This window comes from Tamilnaduibacter salinus, assembly GCF_003096655.1.
Classification (GTDB): domain Bacteria; phylum Pseudomonadota; class Gammaproteobacteria; order Pseudomonadales; family Oleiphilaceae; genus Tamilnaduibacter; species Tamilnaduibacter salinus.
On sequence record NZ_QEKQ01000005.1, the window covers coordinates 111,595 to 130,027 of the forward strand.

At 63.0% G+C, this 18,433-nt stretch carries 17 protein-coding genes; 7 read left to right on the forward strand and 10 right to left on the reverse strand.

Translation table 11 applies throughout. The annotated features are described in order from the left end of the window. Window positions 1–6: 6 nt before the first annotated feature. Genes ubiA through C8D92_RS08805 form a run of 3 tightly spaced genes read right to left on the reverse strand, consistent with a single transcriptional unit; the run spans window position 7 to window position 2,094 of the window. On the reverse strand, window positions 7–894 hold the full coding sequence (ubiA, locus tag C8D92_RS08795; RefSeq protein WP_116919123.1) for a 4-hydroxybenzoate octaprenyltransferase: 888 nt from the start codon (window positions 892–894) through the stop codon (window positions 7–9). Between the two features lie 53 nt (window positions 895–947). Then, complete coding sequence (locus tag C8D92_RS08800) at window positions 948–1,517, reverse strand: chorismate--pyruvate lyase family protein (RefSeq protein ID WP_228151184.1); 570 nt, start codon at window positions 1,515–1,517, stop codon at window positions 948–950. Window positions 1,518–1,524: 7 nt separating this feature from the next. Continuing rightward, entirely contained in the window at window positions 1,525–2,094 is a 570-nt protein-coding gene (locus C8D92_RS08805; protein ID WP_095611310.1) for a hypoxanthine-guanine phosphoribosyltransferase, read from the reverse strand. 227 nt (window positions 2,095–2,321) lie between these two features. Here C8D92_RS08805 and C8D92_RS08810 point away from each other — a divergent pair, with 227 nt between their 5' ends. The 3 genes from C8D92_RS08810 to C8D92_RS08820 all read left to right on the forward strand — a co-directional run bounded on the left by C8D92_RS08810 (window position 2,322) and on the right by C8D92_RS08820 (window position 4,666). Next, window positions 2,322–2,489: a rubredoxin gene (locus tag C8D92_RS08810; RefSeq protein WP_095611302.1), complete on the forward strand. Its 168-nt coding sequence runs from the start codon at window positions 2,322–2,324 to the stop codon at window positions 2,487–2,489. Between the two features lie 43 nt (window positions 2,490–2,532). After that, a complete protein-coding gene (locus tag C8D92_RS08815) occupies window positions 2,533–3,690 on the forward strand; it encodes an FAD-dependent oxidoreductase (protein ID WP_095611301.1) in 1,158 nt (385 codons plus the stop codon). Between the two features lie 109 nt (window positions 3,691–3,799). Beyond that, entirely contained in the window at window positions 3,800–4,666 is an 867-nt protein-coding gene (locus tag C8D92_RS08820) for an acyl-CoA thioesterase (protein ID WP_116919124.1), read from the forward strand. Here the strand turns inward: C8D92_RS08820 and C8D92_RS08825 are convergent, their stop codons facing one another. The 3 genes from C8D92_RS08825 to C8D92_RS08835 all read right to left on the reverse strand — a co-directional run bounded on the left by C8D92_RS08825 (window position 4,667) and on the right by C8D92_RS08835 (window position 8,951). Beyond that, window positions 4,667–7,213, reverse strand: a complete 2,547-nt coding sequence (locus tag C8D92_RS08825) for an EAL domain-containing protein (RefSeq protein ID WP_243402410.1) — start codon at window positions 7,211–7,213, stop codon at window positions 4,667–4,669. Window positions 7,214–7,367: 154 nt separating this feature from the next. Next, entirely contained in the window at window positions 7,368–7,829 is a 462-nt protein-coding gene (locus C8D92_RS08830) for a flavodoxin (RefSeq protein ID WP_095611299.1), read from the reverse strand. A 48-nt stretch (window positions 7,830–7,877) separates the two neighbouring features. Next, a complete protein-coding gene (locus C8D92_RS08835) occupies window positions 7,878–8,951 on the reverse strand; it encodes a GGDEF domain-containing protein (RefSeq protein WP_116919125.1) in 1,074 nt (357 codons plus the stop codon). Between the two features lie 139 nt (window positions 8,952–9,090). Between C8D92_RS08835 and C8D92_RS08840 the strand changes: the two genes are divergently transcribed. Then, window positions 9,091–9,357, forward strand: coding sequence for a hypothetical protein (locus C8D92_RS08840; protein WP_095611297.1), 267 nt, complete (start codon window positions 9,091–9,093; stop codon window positions 9,355–9,357). A gap of 237 nt (window positions 9,358–9,594) precedes the next feature. On the opposite strand, the gene panP is transcribed toward C8D92_RS08840, so the two are convergent. The 4 genes from panP to C8D92_RS08860 form a co-directional block, all read right to left on the reverse strand. Next, window positions 9,595–11,250 (reverse strand): pyridoxal-dependent aspartate 1-decarboxylase PanP, encoded by a 1,656-nt coding sequence (gene panP, locus C8D92_RS08845; RefSeq protein ID WP_095611296.1) that lies wholly within the window; start codon window positions 11,248–11,250, stop codon window positions 9,595–9,597. A 97-nt stretch (window positions 11,251–11,347) separates the two neighbouring features. Further along, complete coding sequence (locus tag C8D92_RS08850; protein ID WP_116919126.1) at window positions 11,348–11,686, reverse strand: DUF503 domain-containing protein; 339 nt, start codon at window positions 11,684–11,686, stop codon at window positions 11,348–11,350. Continuing rightward, entirely contained in the window at window positions 11,686–13,356 is a 1,671-nt protein-coding gene (locus tag C8D92_RS08855; protein WP_116919239.1) for an isovaleryl-CoA dehydrogenase, read from the reverse strand. The genes C8D92_RS08850 and C8D92_RS08855 overlap by 1 nt, the downstream gene beginning before the upstream one ends. A gap of 19 nt (window positions 13,357–13,375) precedes the next feature. Then, entirely contained in the window at window positions 13,376–14,023 is a 648-nt protein-coding gene (locus C8D92_RS08860) for a TetR/AcrR family transcriptional regulator (protein WP_095611294.1), read from the reverse strand. 367 nt (window positions 14,024–14,390) lie between these two features. Here C8D92_RS08860 and hemB point away from each other — a divergent pair, with 367 nt between their 5' ends. The 3 genes from hemB to C8D92_RS08875 are packed head-to-tail and all read left to right on the forward strand — an operon-like array spanning window position 14,391 to window position 18,433. After that, window positions 14,391–15,401 carry a porphobilinogen synthase gene (gene hemB / locus C8D92_RS08865; RefSeq protein WP_116919127.1) on the forward strand — a complete coding sequence of 337 codons (1,011 nt, stop codon included), beginning with the start codon at window positions 14,391–14,393 and terminating at the stop codon, window positions 15,399–15,401. A gap of 24 nt (window positions 15,402–15,425) precedes the next feature. Continuing rightward, window positions 15,426–17,546 carry a polyphosphate kinase 1 gene (gene ppk1 / locus C8D92_RS08870; RefSeq protein WP_095611292.1) on the forward strand — a complete coding sequence of 707 codons (2,121 nt, stop codon included), beginning with the start codon at window positions 15,426–15,428 and terminating at the stop codon, window positions 17,544–17,546. Continuing rightward, window positions 17,543–18,433 carry a cobalamin-binding protein gene (locus C8D92_RS08875; RefSeq protein WP_116919128.1) on the forward strand — a complete coding sequence of 297 codons (891 nt, stop codon included), beginning with the start codon at window positions 17,543–17,545 and terminating at the stop codon, window positions 18,431–18,433. Before ppk1 ends, C8D92_RS08875 begins: the two co-directional genes overlap by 4 nt.

An 18,433-nucleotide genomic window follows, 5' to 3' on the forward strand; every position in this document is an offset into this window, starting at 1 on the left:
CCTGAATCAAAGTGCCAGATCCACCACCAGGCCTGCCAGCACCGACGCTCCGGCCCATTGATTGTTGAGAAAGGCGCTGAAGCAGGGCATGCGTTCGCGGTCCCGGATCAGCCATTGCTGGTACGCGAAGCACCCCGCCATGCCAAGCACTCCCAGCAGGAACCAGGCCCCCAGACCCGCGTGGTGCATAACCAGCAGCAGGACCAGGACGACCGTGACCTGCAACAACCCCACGATCAGTCGGTCCGCCTCGCCGAACAGGATGGCGGTGGACTTGACCCCGATCTTCAGGTCGTCGTCCCGGTCGACCATGGCATAGAGGGTGTCGTAGGCCACGGTCCAGAGGACATTGACGATAAACAGCAGCCACGTCAGCCGGGTCAGGTCGTTCGCCTCGGCGGCCCAGGCCATGGGAATGGCCCACGAGAATGCGGCGCCCAGAAACAGCTGGGGCAGGTGAGTGTAGCGCTTCATGAATGGATAGATGAAAGCCAGGACCAGCCCGCCGAACGACAGGTAGAGCGTGAGCGTGTTGGTGAAAAGCACCACCATCAGGAACGACACGAGTGCCAGCCCGAGAAACAGGGCGACGGCCTCGGCGGGGTGAATCCGGCCCGTCGCGAGCGGTCGTTGGGTGGTGCGCTTGACGTGCCCGTCCACCTTTCGGTCGGCAAAGTCATTGATGGCGCAGCCGGCGGCGCGCATGAAGAACACGCCGAGGGTGAATACGATCAGGTTGGTCACCGAGGGAACGCCGCTCGCGGCAAGCCACAGCGCCCACCAGGTGGGCCAGAGCAACAGCAGACTGCCGATGGGGCGGTCAATACGAAGCAGTCGGGCGTAGTCCAGCAGACGGGTCGATAGCGGCGTTGGCAGACGACCGGTGTGTGCCATGGGTAATCGACTCCTGATCCTTTCGTTGACGACTGATTATAGCCGCCGGCACCTTACGGATTGAACCGCTCGTGATGGTGATCGAGCAGTCGGCCATAAAAGAACTCACTGACGAGAATCCGCTCCTCGCCAGCCCGAAAGCAGGAGCGTCGGGCCAGGCGGGGGTCGTGCCGGGGAGTGCCCTGAATAACGCCGGCTTCAAACGGGTCGCGCTGCCAACGTCCGTCACGGAACAGAAACGCCCCCAGGGGTTGGCGTCCCAGGTGCCGGAGCCGTCGCTCCGGGCCGTTCAGCGTTGACAGGGGGAAGACGGTCCGGGCGAGAACCCAGGGGCGGCCGTCGCCGCAGAGCTGGACTTCGCGGACCCAGGCGACCTGCCGTTCGGGCAGATCCAGCCGTCGGCGTTCGTCCCGTGCGGGTGTCTGAAAGCCTTCCGTGATGATATGAACGGCGAACCGCTCGCGGCACCGTTGGCGCAGGGCGCGGGTGAGTGAGCCTTCCAGCGTCAGCCAGAACGTCGCCTCACGGGGTAGTGGTGGCCCGGCGAGCCGGGCGGCTGCCACCGAGGGGTACCAGCGAAGGCCCGGACGGGCGGTTACGCGGTCGGAAACGGGAACAGGCACGTCCGGATCAGAGTCCCTTGACCGCATAGATGCCCGGGGCGTTGCGCCAATAGCCCTTGTAATCCATGCCATAACCGAACAGGAACCGGTCCTCGACTTCCAGGCCGGTGTAATCCGCTTTCAGGCCCGGGCGGGCTTTGCGGTCGTGCTGCTTGTCGATCAGCACGGCGGTGCGCACATCCACGGCGCCGTGGGCGCGGCAGTAATCCGCGATGGCATTGAGCGTCGTGCCCTCATCGAGAATGTCATCCACGATCACCACGGTGCGGTTCTGCATATCGACGTCCGGGCGCAGTTTCCACTCGAGAATGCCTCCCGTGGTCTCCTGACGGTACCGGGTGGCATGCAGGTACTCGGCCTGGAGCGGAAACGGGAGTCGGGGCAGCAGTTGGCCGGTCAGGATCAGGCCGCCGTTCATGACGCAGAACAGCAGCGGGTTCTGGTCGGCGAGGTCGGTGCGCAGGGCGGCTGCCATCCGGTCGATGGCTTCCTGAACTTGGGCCTCGTCGCAAAGGCAGTCGGCTTCGTCGAAGACCTTTTGCAGGTCCTCACGCGTGTGTTCGTGTGGGCTTTGCATCATACCATCCGGTCCGGTTCCCGGAACGCGCCGGGGCATTCCTGAAAACGCGGCATTATACCCCATAGCAGGGACATTCGGGTAACAACCTGTCCTGACCTGCATTGGTGGCAATGCGGACAACGCGTATCATGGCCGGCTGGCGAAAAGTGGATGGAATCTGGTTTGCATGTTGGATTGTTGAACAATTACCATCCCTTGCTGATTGTTTCTTGCGGAGGTTACCGATGAAAAAGTGGCAATGCGTTGTATGCGGCTGGATCTACGATGAAGCCGAAGGGTGGCCCGAGGATGGCATCGAGCCTGGTACGGCCTGGGAGGATGTCCCCGACGATTTCGTCTGCCCGGACTGCGGTGTGGGCAAGGAAGATTTTGAGATGATCGAGATCGGCTGAGGCCGGTTCGTCGCCGACGTTGAATGAATTCGGAGGTCTGTGCATGAGCAGCCGTGAAGCGCCGATTGTGATTATTGGAACCGGACTGTCCGGTTACACCCTGGCGCGGGAAATCCGCAAGCACGACAAGGACACACCGGTGCTGATGATCACCGCCGACGATGGGCACAGCTATTCCAAGCCGATGCTCTCGACCGGCTTCACCAAGGACAAGACCGCGGACGAACTGGCCCAGTCCGACGCGGCGGCCATGACAGAGCAGCTGGGTATCGAGCTGCGGACCCTGACGCACGTGACAGGCATCGACCCCGATGCCCACGAGGTGCTGATCGGGGACGAGCGGCTGCCCTACAGCCGGCTGGTGCTCGCCTGGGGGGCGGACGTGATTCGTCTGAACCTGGCCGGTGATGGCCTCGACCATGTGTATTCGATCAACGACCTGATGGATTATCGGACCTTCCGTAAGGCGGTCGATGGTGCGCAGAAAATCGCCATCATGGGTGCGGGGTTGATCGGCTGCGAGTTTGCCAACGACCTGCGCAACGGCGGTTACGAGGTGGAGGTGGTTGCGCCCTGTGAAACGGCCATGCCGGGGCTGTTGCCGCCGGTCGCCGGTGATGCCGTCATTAATGGCCTTCGCGAGGAGGGCGTGAGCTTCCATCTGGGGGCGGCGGTTGAGCGTGTGGACGCCGCCGGCGACGGTGTGCGCCTGCACCTGGATAACGGTCAGACGCTGGAGGCCGACCGGGTCATCTCGGCCGTGGGCCTGCGGCCCCGGACCGGTATGGCGCAGGAGGCGGGTCTGGACGTTGGCCGTGGCATCCGCGTGAATCGCCTGCTGGAGACCAGCCACCCGGACATCTACGCGCTCGGGGACTGCGCCGAGGTGGATGGGCATGTGCTGCTGTATGTGCTGCCGCTGATGAGCTGCGCCCGGGCGCTGGCGAAAACGCTGACGGGGCAGCCGACAGAGGTGGCCTATGGCGTGATGCCGGTCATGGTGAAAACTCCCTGCTGTCCGACGGCCGTCTACCCGCCGCCAGCCGATTCGGACGGGGAATGGCATGTGGAGCAGAATGGCAACAGCGTGAAGGCGCTGTTCCGCGCCCCGGATGAGCAGCTTCTGGGCTTTGCGGTAACCGGTGATTACGCCATCGAGAAGCAGGCTCTGGCCAAAGAGGTGCCGCCGATCCACGGCTGATGTCGATTGTCGGGCATGGTCATCCCCTGCGATTATTCGTAAGATAACGATCGCTGAAGTCTGAGGCCCCTCTGAAACGGATTCAGGGGGGCAAAGCTGGGAGAAGGGTATGCTCGACGTCACACGCAAGCTGGTGGAACTGCTGGATCTCGCCCCGATTGGCGACGACCACTTTCAGGGGGATAGTGAAGACCTGGGCTTTCCCAATGTGTTTGGCGGCCAGGTACTGGGCCAGGCATTGATGGCGGCCAGCCGCACGGTCGAAAACCGCCTTGCCCATTCTCTCCACGCGTACTTCCTGCGCCCCGGCAATCCCCGGCTGCCCATCGACTATGAGGTCCAGCGTGTCCGGGACGGGGGTACCTTCACCGTCCGGCGGGTGATCGCCCGGCAGGACGACAAGGAAATTCTCACCGGTTCGGTGTCCTTCCAGGTGGAAGAGACCGGGTACGATCACCAGTTCGACGCGCCCGAGGCGCCGGACCACGAGGGGCTCAAGTCTGAGCACACCTATGCGCTGATGCTCAAGCAACACATTCCCGAGCATCTTCAGGAGAGTTTCACGCGCGAGCGCCCGATTGAGATCCGACCGGTGAATCCGGTCAATCCGCTGAAGCCGGAGCCCCGGGAGCCGGCCAAACAGAGCTGGTTTCGCGCACAGGGCGAGCTGCCGGACGACCCGGTCCTGCATCGCTGCCTGCTGGCCTATTCTTCAGACTTCGGGTTGCTGGGGACGTCGCTTGCCCCTCACGGGGTCACCTTCATGGACCGTGACATGCAGGTCGCCAGCCTCGATCACGCCATCTGGTTCCATCGCCCCTTTCGGATGGACGACTGGCTGCTCTACGACATGGACAGCCCCAGCGCTTCTGGCGGACGTGGCTTCAATCGAGGCAATGTCTACAGCCACGATGGCACGCTCGTGGCCTCCACGGCGCAGGAAGCGCTGATCCGCCGGCGCCCCCGCCGGGACTGATCAGGCCTGGCGGGCGCGCTCCGGCGCGTCCAGCCATTCCACGAACGCGTCGATAGGCCGCGGTGGCACCAGGACATAGCCCTGGATCATATCGCAGTCCATTCGGGAAAGCAGTTCGAGCGTCGCCTGATCCTCCACCCCTTCGGCCACCACCTGATATCCCAGGTCGTGGCACATATTGATGGTGGTCTGAACGATGACCCGATCCTCCGGCTGGCTGCGCAGATCCGTGACCAGAGAGCGGTCGACTTTGACCTCGGTGGCTGGCAATTGCTTGATGTAGGACAGCGAGGAGTAGCCAGAGCCAAAATCGTCGATGGCCACTGGAATGCCTGCGGATGCAAGGGCCCGCAGGGCGCGCAGTGAGTTGGCCGGGTCCAGCATCATGGAGGTTTCGGTGACCTCCAGCATCAGCCGGTTCCGGTGCTCCGGATGGGCGGTCATCAGCCGCTGCACGAACACGGGAAAGTCCGGCTCCCGCAGGTTGTTGGGCGACACGTTGACCGACAGCGCCAGATCGTGGCCGGCCTCGACCAGGCGTGTTCGCAGCGTCAGGGCCGTTTCCAGCACCCACCGTGTCAGCGGCTTGATCAGTCCGGTCCTCTCCGCAACGCTGATGATCTGGTCGGCCGGTACCGGTTTGTCCCGGCCGGGCCAGCGGATCAGCGCCTCGGCGCCAACGACCCTGCGACTGGTCAGCGAGAGCTTGGGTTGGAGGTAGAGTGCCAGCTCGTTCTGCGCCAGCGCCTCACGAAGCTCTGCCACCATCGTCAGCCGATCGGCACTGTAGGAATCCTGGTCGGCCCGGTAATAGGCGAGGCCCCGGTCGCGGGCCTGGTCACTTTCCAGGGCGACGTACGCCTGGCGGACGAGTGTGTTGGTATCGTCGGAGTGGGTCGGGTACACGGCGACCCCGGCCAGAGGATTGAGCGGCAGACGCATGCCGAGGTATTCGATCGGCTCACGAATGGCGTCCAGGCACTGAATGATCATCCGTGGCGTTTCCAGCGGGCGGCGGGCGTCCGCCATGAATCCGAAACTTGCCGGGTCCAGGGATGCGACGTAGAACGGCTGTCGTTCCCGGCGCTCCACCGGATAGATGCCTGGCAGATCCCTGAGGACCCCGTTGAAGCGCCTTGCGACCAGCTCCAGTACCCGATCTGTATTGCGGTGACCAAGGGTTCTGGTCACCGCCTGCAGGTTGGTCAGCTGGATAACGCCAACGGCAAGCTGATCGTTCGGTCGCTCGGAAAGTGACTCCTGCAGGGCCAGCTCGAACGCTGTCCGGTTGGGCAGGCCGCTCAGGGGGTCGTGCAGGGCCTGATCCATTAGTTTCAGTTCCGCCTCGTGGCGGGCGGCCATGGCGTCCAGCTGCGATTCGCGGGCCCGTATGCGGTCTTCGCGCTCCTGGTAGAGCCGGGCGGCCAGCGCCACGGTCAGCAGAATGGCTTCAAAAGCCGACCCGATCTGCATGCCGTATTCGGTGACGAAGCTGCTGGCCAGCAGTCCGTATTTGTTCAGGGCGGTGAGCGCGGTGCCAACCGTCAGCGCGCCCCAGGCGATGGTATACAGCCCGGCCTGACGGTTGCCTCGAAACCACTCGATTGGGCCGATCGCCGCCAGAAGGAGAAAGCTGGGAATCGCCAGGGCCACGGACAGCCGGATCGACGTGTTGTAGTCCAGTACAAATGTGCCCAGTCCCGCTGTGACACTGCCCGCAATGGCCATCAGAACCAATCCGTTGAGGACCCGACTGCGCTCGGCCAGCTTCAGGAACGCCCGCGCAAACAGGGATGCAAAGAGCACAACCAACGGAACGGCCAGCAGAATGGCCTGGTTGTGGGCCCAGGGCGTGTCCGGCCAGAATACGGGATAGGTGGCCCCGCGCAGGGATGCCACCAGAAACAGATAACCGGATGTGGCGAGCGAATAATACAGATAGGTCCGTTCGCGCAGGGCTAGGAACACCAGCAGGTTCAGGAAGCTCACAGTGGCGAGGATGCCGTAATAGAGCGCGTGGATCTGATCGGCGTTGCGGCTGTGACCGAAGTACGCAGTGCGCTCCCAGATCGTGACAGGCACCTGCAGTGCGCCGCGGGTTTCGACCCGTAGCAGCAGTGTCGAGTCTTGCCCAGCACGTGTGTCGAACGGAAACAGGAAGTGCGGATGGGCGATGGCCCGGGAGTCAAATGGGCGACGATCGCCGGTGTCCAGCTCGCGGACCAGCTCGCCGTTCCGAAACAGATAGATGTTCAGGGCGTCCAGATGGGGGTAGCTGATCTCCAGAATGCGTTGGGCATCGCCAGCCGGGGCCTGGAAGCGGAACCAGTAAGGGGTTTTGTCGTAGCCGAAATTGGGCGTTTCGCCGGGCAGGGTCTGCCAGCCGTCCCCGCGCATGACGTCCCGTGCCGATCGGCTCTGCGTGGCGGTCTGGAACTCAATGGGGGGCACCACGCGGCTGGCCGTCTCCGGCGCCGCCTGGGTCGTGTGGATCGGCATCATGACGGCGACGCCGAGCATGAGCAGTAACAGCAAAGTCAGGCGCACTGGGTCGTTCTCATTTCTCGTTATTGTGGTTGAGTGCTGCTGAAAGAGCGATGCGCAGTCGGTCAACGAATGAACCAGACGGGACACTAGACGCAGTATGGCGTTTTGCCGGGAGCGACTCAATTGATGCCGGTGTTTCCGGGGCATCCTGCTGTCAGGTTGTGGTCTGGTCGAGTGTTTTGGCCCATTCCCGGGCCCAGGGCAGGGCCTCGGCTTCCGGCTCAACGGTTTCCATCGCATCGATGCGCAGGGTGTCACCGACCTTGCGGCAGGCGATCTCGTAAAGGGCTTCTTCCATCAGTTCGCCGGCGCCGCAGTAGGTGTCGCCATAGGAACTGTCGCCCAGCACGATGACGCCGAATGGCCGGCCGTTCTGCAAAGGCAGTTTGTCTCGTATCTCGGCCCAGAAGGGCACCAGGTTGGAGGGCAGTTCGCCCTGGCCGGTTGTGGATGTGCACACCAGGATCGCGTCGTCGTGGCTCGTCAGCTGCTCAAGCTCGGGAGCTTCGAAGAGTCGGATCTGGTGGCCGGCTTCCGTCAGGTCTTTTTTCAGGGCGCGGGCGGTGAGCAGGGCGCCGCCATAGACGCTGCCGGTAAAGATGCTGATCTGTGCCATGATGCTCCTCCAACAAAGGCGCAATGGTAGCGTTTGCTCCGGGGCGCCTCAATGGCTTCGTACGCGAGGCGCAATGCGGTTTCGGCCAGCCTCCTTGGCCTCGTAGAGGTTCTGGTCCGCCTGGCGCAGCAGTTCATCCAGATTGTTGCACTGACTGATGGAGCAGACCCCGGCGCTGATGGTGACCGGCAGGCGCTGGCCGTCATGCACGAACTCATGCCCTTCAACGGCGTCGCGCAGGCGTTCCGCCAGCGTCAGCGCCTGCAGGAGCGAGGTGTCCGGTAACAGCAGCAGGAATTCCTCACCGCCCCACCGGGCGGCAAGATCGCTCTGTCGACACAGCGACTGCATCAGCCAGGCGAATTGCTGGAGGACTTCGTCGCCGGCGTCGTGGCCAAAATCGTCATTAATGCGCTTGAAATGGTCCAGATCCATCAGGACCACGGAGAAATGGTGACCGGCACGCTGGTAGCGGGAGAACTCGTTGTCCATCCGGTGCTGCATGTCGCGCCGGTTTGCCAGCCCGGTCAGTTCGTCCGTTCGGGCGGCCTGCTCATAGGACGCTGCCAGCGTAACCAGGTCGTTGCGGGCATTACGGCGGCTGGCTTCCAGGACGTAGCAGAACAGTGACGAAAACAGCATGGTGGCGAAGAATCGAAGCTGGAAGTTCCCCCCGTACTCGGCGAAGACGAATGGCAATCCGGGAAAACGGAAGACGATGGCCGTAAAGAACAGGCAGGCGAGCAACAGGATCGTGCCGGTGCGCAGGCTGGTCAGGTAGAATACGAGCGGAGGAAAGACGTACAGCCATAGCGGACCGGTATTGCTCTCGCCGCCAGAGGCCACCAGATAGATGAACAGACCGGCGACGATGGTCAGCATGCCGGTTTTGTTGCGACCGCGGTTGCCGGTGCGCCAGAACACCAGCAGGTTCAGCACCACCAACAGGAAGAACAACGCGAGTGCGAGTGCGTGGCCGGTATGATCGGAGAACCAGGACTTGATGCTGATGCCGGCCAGAAAGAAAAGCGCGGCGACGGAGAGTCCGGTCAGCACGCGGGCGACCCGCACCTCCTCGTCGGCACGGGCGGCTTCAAATCGTGTCTGTCGGAACTCGCTCATTCAGTGTCCCGTCCGGTTGGGTCGATGATCGGTGCGCATGACGCCAGGGTTGTGGCCTGTCGGCATCGCGCGGGATAATGCTGTCATTGTTTTGTAGAGACTGTCATGCCATCGCAAACGGTCAGCCGGGAGTTGCATTATGACCACACCAGTCGAAAGCCAACAGGCTCGGGTTATCGACGAGCTCCGTCATTTCATCAAGAAAGTCCTCAGTGATCCCACCGTTGCCGTCAAGTGCGTGGAGATCGCGCGCCGGTATCGGCATGAGCCGGACGGCGATGAAAAGATGGCTCGCGAGATCAGCGCCAGCACCATTGTCCGGATTCCGGAACAGTGGAGTGAAGCGGACCGGATGTTCATTGAGGTCCTCAAGGACGTGCTGGACGACGAAGCCGCGCTTTACTGACGTCGTGCCCGTCCCTCCCGGGGTCCGGTCACCGCGCAAACGGGGCCGAGGTCTGCGCTGGTCGATCGGGTCGCCGTTCTGCCGCGCAGATTGTAACCAAAAGCGACACAGGGTGATAGGCGTCCGCCCCGGGGCCGTCGGGTCGCTTACTGACGGTATGCGAAACCATCAGTCTGCCTCTGTTGGCCTTGGTCTCTGAGCCTCCTGCACGCGCCTGGCAGGCCCGCGAACGAGCGTTTAGCGTGCAGCCAGGACTCGTTGTGACAGTTCCGACAGGACCCGCCTTTCATCCTGAATTGCCTCATCATCGGCGATCGCACGCTGTTCGCTGAGAATGTCGTCGAGAATTTCCCGGCTGGTGAGTGGGTTGGCCAGCACCACGCGCAGGACCACGCACGGGAAATGATCGTATCGGGCCGGTTCGAGACGGGTCCGGGAGACAAAGGCCTTGCCGTGTTCCCGCTGTGTTTTCTGCACGTATTTGGTGATGCGGTTCAATGACGCGTTGATCCGCTCGGCACTATGGCTGTCGGCGATGCCGAGGGCCTTGCGTGCCTCGGGGGGGCAGTAGCGGTAGGTGAGAATGTTGAGTTCCGGCTCGGTGATCAGTTCGAAGTCCGGGCGCTGGTCGATCATGTGGGCGAACGTCTGGGCTTTCTCGATGCCCTGATCAATCAGTATTTCGTAGCCTTCTTTCGCCAGAATGCGCAGGCCGGAATGTATCAGCATGGCCATTCCGGGGCGCGAGCCTTCCAGGGTGGTGCTGCCCAGATCCCGGGAACCTTTGCGAATGATGTACTGGGCGTGGTGCTCGATGGCGGATGGCAGTTCCGGGTTGCGGAAAACCACGAGCCCGGCGCCCATCGGTACATAGAGCTGTTTGTGGGCGTCCAGGGTCACTGAGTCCGCCCGCTCAATGCCCTTGAGTTTGTGGCCGTGCTGGCGTGAAAACAGGGTCGGCCCGCCCCAGGCCGCATCCACATGGAAGTGGGCTCCGAACTCACGGGCGATGTCGGCCATTTCATCAAGCGGGTCGATGTTGCCCGTTTCGGTGGTTCCCGCAATCCCACAGATGGCCAGTACCTTGATGTTCTGATCCCGGAGTTCCCGGCACTTGTCGCGCAGTGCATCGGTTTCGATGCGGTTGTGCCCGTCCGTGTCCACGGGGATCAGGAAGTCGCGTCCCAGGCCGAGGACATCGGCCGCCTTGCCCAGCGAATAGTGACCGCGGCGGGACACCAGCACGGCCGCGCCTTCGTAGCCGTAGTATCGCAGTGCCCGGAACAGGCCCTCGCGGTGAAGCCCCCGGAAGTGTCCTTCGGCGGGAAACGCGTGATTGCGTGCGACCCACAGCGCGGTCAGATTGGCGACGGTGCCCCCGGAGCACATGGCGCCCAGCGCGTGCCCCGGGTCATGCATCCATGTGCGGTACCAGGCGTCGTCCCGGCCGTACACCAGCCGATGGATCATGCCGATGACCTGGCGCTCCATTGGGGTAAATGCCTTGGACGTCTCGGTCTTCACCAGGTTCTGGTTCAGGGCAATCATGATCTTCGACAGCGGCAGCATGAAGTAGGGCAGCGCTGAGGTCATGTGTCCGATGAAGCTCGGGGAGGCGGTGTGGACCGAATTGGCGACCAGCTTGTCGAGCAGGAACTGGGTCTGCTCGGAGACGAAGACGGGCTTGTCCGGCACTTCCGAGTCGGAGAAATTTTTCTCCACATCCGACAGATCCCGCTCCAGGGCCACGATATGCTCCTGCAGGAACCCGGCCAGATTGCGGGAAATGTCCTGATCGATACGGCTGAGGGTGGAGTCCGGCGCCTCAGGTACGGTAAAGACCCGATACATCGCCTCCAGTGAGGCCTTCGCCGTCTTCTTCTTACCGGTCATAGGAATACGGAGTCAAAAGCCGGCATTATAAAGCGACATGCCGTGGGAAACCATCGTGTCGGCAAAAACGGCCCGACAGGACCGTCTGAAACGTCCTTCAGAGGACGTCACATTGGACGTCCACGATGGGTGCGTCAATGCGTTCGGCGATGGCCTTCTCAATCTGGTCGAGGCGTTGGCGGATCTGTTGGCTCGAGGGGCCCAAAGCGGCGATGGACCAGCAGGCCCGGTCGAGGGCGTCCTGATCGCCGGTTTCTGACACGGCCAGGTCGGGTTCCCGTCCCCAAATCGACTTCAGTGGCGCAAACGCCCTTTGTTTGTCCCGGCCGTCGAGGCATCCGTGGAGTTCAAAACGCAGCGTCATCACGCCGACGTGCGGCGTGATGACGGGGTCTTCGGGAGTGTTGTCCAGTAGCCGTCGCAGGGCGTCCGACATCAGCCCACCACCGGAGTGCTGCGGTCGATAATGGCTCGAGCGTCGATACCGGCCGGCAGGTTGCCGATATTCAGCCCGTCGTTGCCTTCCAGGCGCCCCGCGCAGAAGGCATCGGACACAGCGGCCGGGGCGTGACGCAGTAGCAGGGAGGCCTGCATGGTCAGCGCCAGCCGGTCCACAAGGTTCCGGGCCCGGAACTGGACGTCCGACGTGTCGGCAAAGTCGTTCTGGAGCCTGGCGAGGAAACGGTCGAAACGCGGATCGGCACCGCGCGCCTGCGCCGCCTCGGTGAAGAAGGCATCCAGCGAATCCGGCGACTTCTGCAGCGCCCGCAAAGTGTCCAGGCACTGGACATTGCCGCTGCCCTCCCAGATGGCGTTGACCGGTGACTCCCGCAGCAGCCTCGGCATGATGCAGTCTTCCATCACCCCGCTGCCGCCGATGCACTCCATTGACTCGTAGGCGTAGTTGGCCGTGCGCTTGCAGATCCAGTACTTGCCAACCGGTGTCAGCAGACGGGCCAGCAGTCGCTCGTGTTCGTCGTCCTGATGGTCCATGGAACGCGCCAGGCGCAGTGTCATGGTCAGGGCCGCTTCGCTTTCCAGGGACAGGTCCGCCAGGACGTTCTGCATCAGCGGTTGGTCCTGGAGCGTCGCGCCAAAGGCGCTGCGGTGACGGCAGTGGTGGAGCGCCTGGGCGGCCGCCTGGCGCATGCCGGCAGAACTGCCGATCATGCAGTCGAACCGGGTCATGGACACCATTTCGATGATGGTCGGCACGCCCCGGCCTTCCTCGCCAATCATCCAGCCCAGGGCTCCGCGCAGTTCGGCTTCACTGGAGGCGTTGGCAACGTTGCCCATCTTGTTCTTCAGGCGCTGGATCTGCCAGGGATTCTTGGTGCCGTCCGGGCGCCAGCGCGGCATCAGAAAGCACGACAGGCCGCCGGGCGCATGGGCCAGCACCAGGAACGCATCGCACATGGGTGCCGAGACGAACCATTTGTGACCGACCAGTTCATAGGCCTCTCCCGGTCCGCCGGAACCGGTCGGGTAAGCGCGGGTGCTGTTGGCGCGCACGTCCGAGCCGCCCTGTTTCTCGGTCATGGCCATGCCGATGGTGACCGCCTGCTTCTGGCTGTCCGGTACGTTGCGCGAATCATAGGCCTCCGCGGTCACCTTCGGTCCCCATATCGCCTCCAGCTCCGGCTGCTTACGGATGGACGGCATGGCCGCGAAGGTCATTGTGACCGGGCAGCAATGGGCTGCTTCGACCTGAGAGTGCAGGTAGTACTTGGCGGCGCGGGCGACGTGGGCGCCCTCGCCAGGCGTGGTCCACGGCCGGCTGTGCAGGCCGTTTTCGAGCGCCATGCCCATCAGCTGGTGATAGGCCGGGTGGAACCGCACTTCATCGATACGATGCCCAAACCGGTCATGGGTATGGAATTCGGGTTTGCTCGCGTTGGCATCGAAGCCAAGAGCGATGATCTCGCGCTGGCCGGTCAGGGCGCCGTAACGGGTCAGGTCATCGTGAGCCCAGGCGGCTCCCTCGCGGGCGACGCCCTCGCTGAGCGCGGGGTCCTGCTCGTAGGAGTTGTAGCCCTCCAGGGCCGGCGGCTGGTTGAACACCGTGTGGGTGTCAGCCAGCCAGGGGTCCCGTTCCTGGTCGGTCATGCTGTTCCGGGCGTTCTGGTCAGGTGCGTTCATTGTCTCCTCCCCGGCCGGTCAGCGCCTGCATGCAGAAGCGAATGATCGGCTCGATCAGTGTCTCTTGTTGTGCGTTTTCCAGACCGGTATACCGGTCGCGATGTGCTGGCGCCAGCGGGCCAACCAGGCTCTCTGCAATGGCGCCAACCAGGCAGGTGGCGGTGATGTCCGCGTTCTGCGGCGGAAGCGATGTTTCCCGGATGCCATCGTCGATGGCCTGCCGGAACTGGAACGCATACGCCTCGCGGTACTGCAATCGCTCCCGTTCCACCTTGGGGTCCACCGGTTCGGCAATCAGCGACCAGGCGATGGTGGGCCCGCGTAACGCCCGGTGAGCGAACCGGCGCAGTGCCCGCTCCAGACGGGCCGGCGCGGGTTCGTCACCGGCCAGTGCCTCCGTCACCTTGTCCACTTCCCGTTGCGTGGCCTGGCGGAACACTTCCGCGAACAGTGCTTCCTTGGACTCGAAATGGCGGTAGACGGTTCCCGTTGCAACGTCGGCCTCTCGGGCAACCCGGGATATCGTGGCCTGCCCGAAGCCTCCCTCCGCCACACAATGGCGGGTGGCTTCCAGAATCCGCTGCCGGGCCGCTGCCTTCCGGCGTCTCATTTTCTCGGTTTCACGGTAAGGCATGACGGAATGCGATCTCCTGCCTGTAAAGAAGTGAATCACTATTCATTTGTTGTGTCAAATGGCCTCAGCCATTCAGTTCAGTCCGACTGTCCGGGCGACAGGCTGACTGCTAAGATAGTCGACATTGCGGTTCAACGTCTCTGAGATGTCTGACTTTTTGCGGTCAGTTATCCGGGATGTTCTGAGAGTGTCTCCGGTTTTTTTAACGAGCCTGTCATAAGGCGTTACGTATCATTCGCGTTGGTTGTATGATCTCGGGAACGACGCGTCCCCAGTCTGTCGGTAGCGCGGTCCGCGCCCGCCAGCATGCTCCTGCTAGCCAGCCTGTTCCTGCTAGAGAGTACAGCCCGTCAAAGAAGAGGTCTTTATCGTGTTCAATGCCGTCCGCCGCCAGTTTCCCGCCACCCGTTTACGCCGTAATCGCCGGGACGATTTTTCCCGTCGCCTGGTGCGCGAACATCGCTTGAGTGTGGACCATCTGATCTGCCCGCTGTTCATTCGCGAGGGAGAGCAGCAGCGTGAACCGGTGGCCTCCATGCCAGGCATTGAGCGGCTCAGCGTGGATCAGCTGGCGGATGAGGCGGATGAACTGGTCGGGTTGGGCATTCCGGCCGTTGTTCTGTTTCCGGTAGTGCCCGCGGAGGAGAAAAACGCGGACGGATCGGCGTCCTGGGCGCGGGACGGGCTGGTGCAGCGTGCCGTCCGGGCGCTCAAGAAAGCCCGACCGGAGCTGGGCGTGATTACGGATGTGGCGCTGGACCCGTACACGACCCATGGGCAGGACGGCATCATTGACGACAATGGCTACGTTCTCAACGATGTGACAACCGAAGCGCTGGTGCGTCAGGCGCTGTCTCACGCAGATGCCGGAGCGGATGTGGTTGCCCCCTCGGACATGATGGACGGTCGCATCGGCGCGATCCGTGAGGCCCTGGAAGAAAATGGCTACAGCAATACCCGGCTGCTGGCCTATTCCGCGAAGTATGCATCCGCCTACTACGGGCCCTTCCGGGATGCGGTCGGATCGGCCAGTAACCTGGGCAGTGGGGGCAAGGCCACCTACCAGATGGACCCGGCCAACAGTGATGAGGCGTTGCACGAGGTGACGATGGATCTGTCCGAAGGGGCGGATATGGTCATGATCAAGCCCGGGATGCCCTACCTGGACGTGATCCGCCGGGTGAAACAGGAACTTCAGGTGCCCACCCTTGCCTATCAGGTCAGCGGTGAATACGCCATGCACATGGCCGCGGCCAACAACGGTTGGTTGGACGGTGAGGCGGTCATGATGGAAAGCCTGCTGTCCCTGCGCCGGGCGGGTGCCGACGCGATTCTCACTTATTTTGCCAAACAGGCGGCGCGGCAGTTGCGCGCCTGACCCCAGACACGGAACGGACCCTATATGACAGAGCAGAGCCAGCAGACCGCCGAGGCGGTCACACCGATCAGCGACGCGTCGGCGCCGGCCGTGCCCGATCTCCGGGCCAGCGAGAACTATTTCAACCGGGAACTGAGCCACCTGGATTTCAACTATCGGGTGCTCCAGCAGGCAATGGACGACACCCACCCGCTGATCAACCGGTTGATCTTCTGTTGCATTTTCAGCAGCAACATGGACGAGTTCTTCGAGATCCGCGTCGCCGGTCTTCGTCAGCAGATGAAGTATGGCCGCGAGATCGTCGGGCCCGATGGCATCCTGCCCGAGCAGTTGCTGAATGACATCAGCCGGGTGGCCCACGAGTACATTCAGGAACAGTACGAGATCCTGAATGACACACTGATTCCCGCCATGGAAGAGGAGGGCATCCACTTCGTCCGTCGGCGGGACTGGACTCAGGCCCAGGCCGACTGGGTCCGTCGGTATTTTGAGGATGAAATCCTGCCGGTCGTCAGCCCGATCGGGCTGGACCCGTCGCACCCGTTTCCCCGGCTGGTCAACAAAAGTCTGAACTTCATCGTTGAGCTGGACGGCAAAGACGCGTTCGGGCGTGAGACGGGCATGGCGATTGTCCCCGCCCCGCGTTCGCTGCCGCGTCTGGTGCGCCTGCCGGACGACATCTGTAACGGCGGTGACAACCTGGTATTTCTCTCGTCAATGATCCACGCCCATGCCGATGAGCTGTTCCCGGGCATGGAGGTCAAAGGCTGCTATCAGTTCCGCCTGACGCGCAATGCGGACCTGGAGCTGGAAGACGATCTGGAGGATCTGGCCTCGGCGCTACGTGGTGAGCTGCTGAGCCGGCGTTTCGGCGATGGCGTGCGACTGGAGGTGGCGGACAACTGCCCGCAACCGCTGATCGATCTGCTGCTGGCCGAGTTCAAACTGACCGAGCGTGAGCTTTATCGCGTGCATGGGCCAGTGAACCTGACCCGGCTGATGGCGGTCAGCAGCCTCGTGGATCGGCCGGATCTGGTTTACCCGGGCTTTTCGCCGACGGTGCCGAAGACGCTGCGCAATCATGAGGTGATCTTCGACGCCATCCGTCAGAAGCCGATCCTGATGCTCCACCCCTACCAGAGCTTCACGCCGGTGGTGGATTTTCTCAGGCAGGCCGCGCGGGACCCGCAGGTGCTGGCCATCCGACAGACGCTGTACCGGACCGGTGCCGATTCAGAGATTGTCGACGCCCTGATGGACGCGGCCCGCCGGGGCAAGGAAGTGACGGCGGTGATCGAGCTGCGTGCCCGGTTCGATGAGGCGGAAAACCTGGAACTGGCCAGCCGCCTGCAGGAGGCTGGCGTGATCGTGGTCTACGGCGTGGTGGGGTACAAGACCCACTCCAAAATGATCCTGATCGTGCGCCGCGAGGAAGGCCGTCTGAAGCGTTACGTGCATCTCGGCACCGGCAACTACCACGCCGGCAATGCCAGGCTCTACACCGACTACAGCTACCTCTCGTGTGATGAGGCGCTGGGGGATGACGTCAACAAGCTGTTCCAGCAGCTCACCGGCATGGGCAAGGCGCTCAAGGTCAAGAAACTGTTCCATGCGCCCTTCACCCTGCACGACCGCCTGATCGACCTGATTGATCGGGAAGCCGAGCATGGTGAGGCAGGGCACGTCATCATCAAGGTCAACGCCCTCACCGAACCCCGTTTGATGGAGGCGCTCTACCGGGCCTCCCAGGCAGGCACGCGCGTTGACATGATCATTCGGGGCATCTGTTGCCTGCGACCCGGGGTGCCGGGCCTGTCCGATAACATCCACGTCCGCTCCATCGTGGGGCGCTTTCTGGAGCACACCCGGGTCTATTACTTCGCCAACGGCGGGCGGTCAGAGGTCTACTGTTCCAGTGCCGATGGCATGACGCGCAACCTGGTCAACCGGGTGGAAGTGGCCTTCCCTGTGGAGGACCCCGAACTGGTGAAACGATTGCGCGATGATCTGGAGACCTACCTGGCCGACAACTGCCAGAGCTGGGAACTGCAACCGGACGGACGCTACATCCAGAATCAGCCGGGGCCGGAGGAAGAGCGTTTCGCTTCTCAACTGGTGCTGCTGGATCGACTCTCCGCTCAATGACGCGTGGTCTCCAGGGGGCAGTGCTGCTGCTCGTGCTGATTCCGCTGGCCGTTGCGGCCGGGCTGCGAGTCACCGACGACAGCGGGCGCGAGGTGGCGCTGTCGGACCCGCCGGAGCGGCTGATCAGCCTGGCGCCGCACCTGACTGAGCTGCTCTATTCCCTGGGGCTGGGTGACCGGCTGGTGGGCGTCAGTGCCTACAGTGACTACCCGTCCGACGCCCGATCGCTACCTCGGGTTGGGGGGCACGACCGCTTTGATCAGGAGCGCATTCTCGCGCTTGATCCGGATCTGGTGGTCGCCTGGAAAAGCGGAACCGACCGGGCTCTGGTTGACCGTCTGGAGGCTTTGGGCATTCCCGTTCTCGTCCTGTCTTTTTCCGATCTGCAGAGTATCCCGGATGCATTGGAAACGCTGGGGCGGATGACCGGCACCAGTGGTGTGGCGGGGCGTCAGGCCCGGGCGTTCCGGGAACGTCTGACCGCCCTGACGAACCGCTATCAGACGCCTCCCAGGATCCGGGTGTTCTATCAGGTCTGGTCCTCCCCACTGATCACCGTCGCCGGTGACCAGTACATTCAGGATGTCATTCGACGGTGTGGGGGGCGGAATCTGTTCTCGGAGCTGGATGGGGCGACCGCCACCGTCACGCGCGAAGCGGTTCTGGACCGCCAGCCTCAGTTGATCGTGACCGCCGCGAAAGAGGGCGGGGAACCGCTGGCGGAATGGCGGACGCTTGGCGGCACTCCGGCGGTCCAGTACGATCAGCTGGCGGTGTTGCCACCGGACACACTGGCCCGGCCGAGCCTGCGGGTGCTGGAAGGCATGGAACGGGTGTGCCGGCGAATCGAGGCAGCGCGTCAAGCGATGACAACAACGGGAGAGTAG

Excerpts from the sequence above, each read along its gene's own strand:
- ubiA (WP_116919123.1), bottom strand. The coding sequence starts at position 894 with ATGGCACACACCGGTCGTCTGCCAACGCCGCTATCGACCCGTCTGCTG.
- C8D92_RS08805 (WP_095611310.1), bottom strand. The coding sequence starts at position 2,094 with ATGCAAAGCCCACACGAACACACGCGTGAGGACCTGCAAAAGGTCTTC.
- C8D92_RS08810 (WP_095611302.1), top strand. The coding sequence starts at position 2,322 with ATGAAAAAGTGGCAATGCGTTGTATGCGGCTGGATCTACGATGAAGCC.
- C8D92_RS08815 (WP_095611301.1), top strand. The coding sequence starts at position 2,533 with ATGAGCAGCCGTGAAGCGCCGATTGTGATTATTGGAACCGGACTGTCC.
- C8D92_RS08820 (WP_116919124.1), top strand. The coding sequence starts at position 3,800 with ATGCTCGACGTCACACGCAAGCTGGTGGAACTGCTGGATCTCGCCCCG.
- C8D92_RS08830 (WP_095611299.1), bottom strand. The coding sequence starts at position 7,829 with ATGGCACAGATCAGCATCTTTACCGGCAGCGTCTATGGCGGCGCCCTG.
- C8D92_RS08835 (WP_116919125.1), bottom strand. The coding sequence starts at position 8,951 with ATGAGCGAGTTCCGACAGACACGATTTGAAGCCGCCCGTGCCGACGAG.
- C8D92_RS08840 (WP_095611297.1), top strand. The coding sequence starts at position 9,091 with ATGACCACACCAGTCGAAAGCCAACAGGCTCGGGTTATCGACGAGCTC.
- panP (WP_095611296.1), bottom strand. The coding sequence starts at position 11,250 with ATGACCGGTAAGAAGAAGACGGCGAAGGCCTCACTGGAGGCGATGTAT.
- C8D92_RS08850 (WP_116919126.1), bottom strand. The coding sequence starts at position 11,686 with ATGTCGGACGCCCTGCGACGGCTACTGGACAACACTCCCGAAGACCCC.
- C8D92_RS08855 (WP_116919239.1), bottom strand. The coding sequence starts at position 13,356 with ATGACCGACCAGGAACGGGACCCCTGGCTGGCTGACACCCACACGGTG.
- C8D92_RS08860 (WP_095611294.1), bottom strand. The coding sequence starts at position 14,023 with ATGCCTTACCGTGAAACCGAGAAAATGAGACGCCGGAAGGCAGCGGCC.
- ppk1 (WP_095611292.1), top strand. The coding sequence starts at position 15,426 with ATGACAGAGCAGAGCCAGCAGACCGCCGAGGCGGTCACACCGATCAGC.
- C8D92_RS08875 (WP_116919128.1), top strand. The coding sequence starts at position 17,543 with ATGACGCGTGGTCTCCAGGGGGCAGTGCTGCTGCTCGTGCTGATTCCG.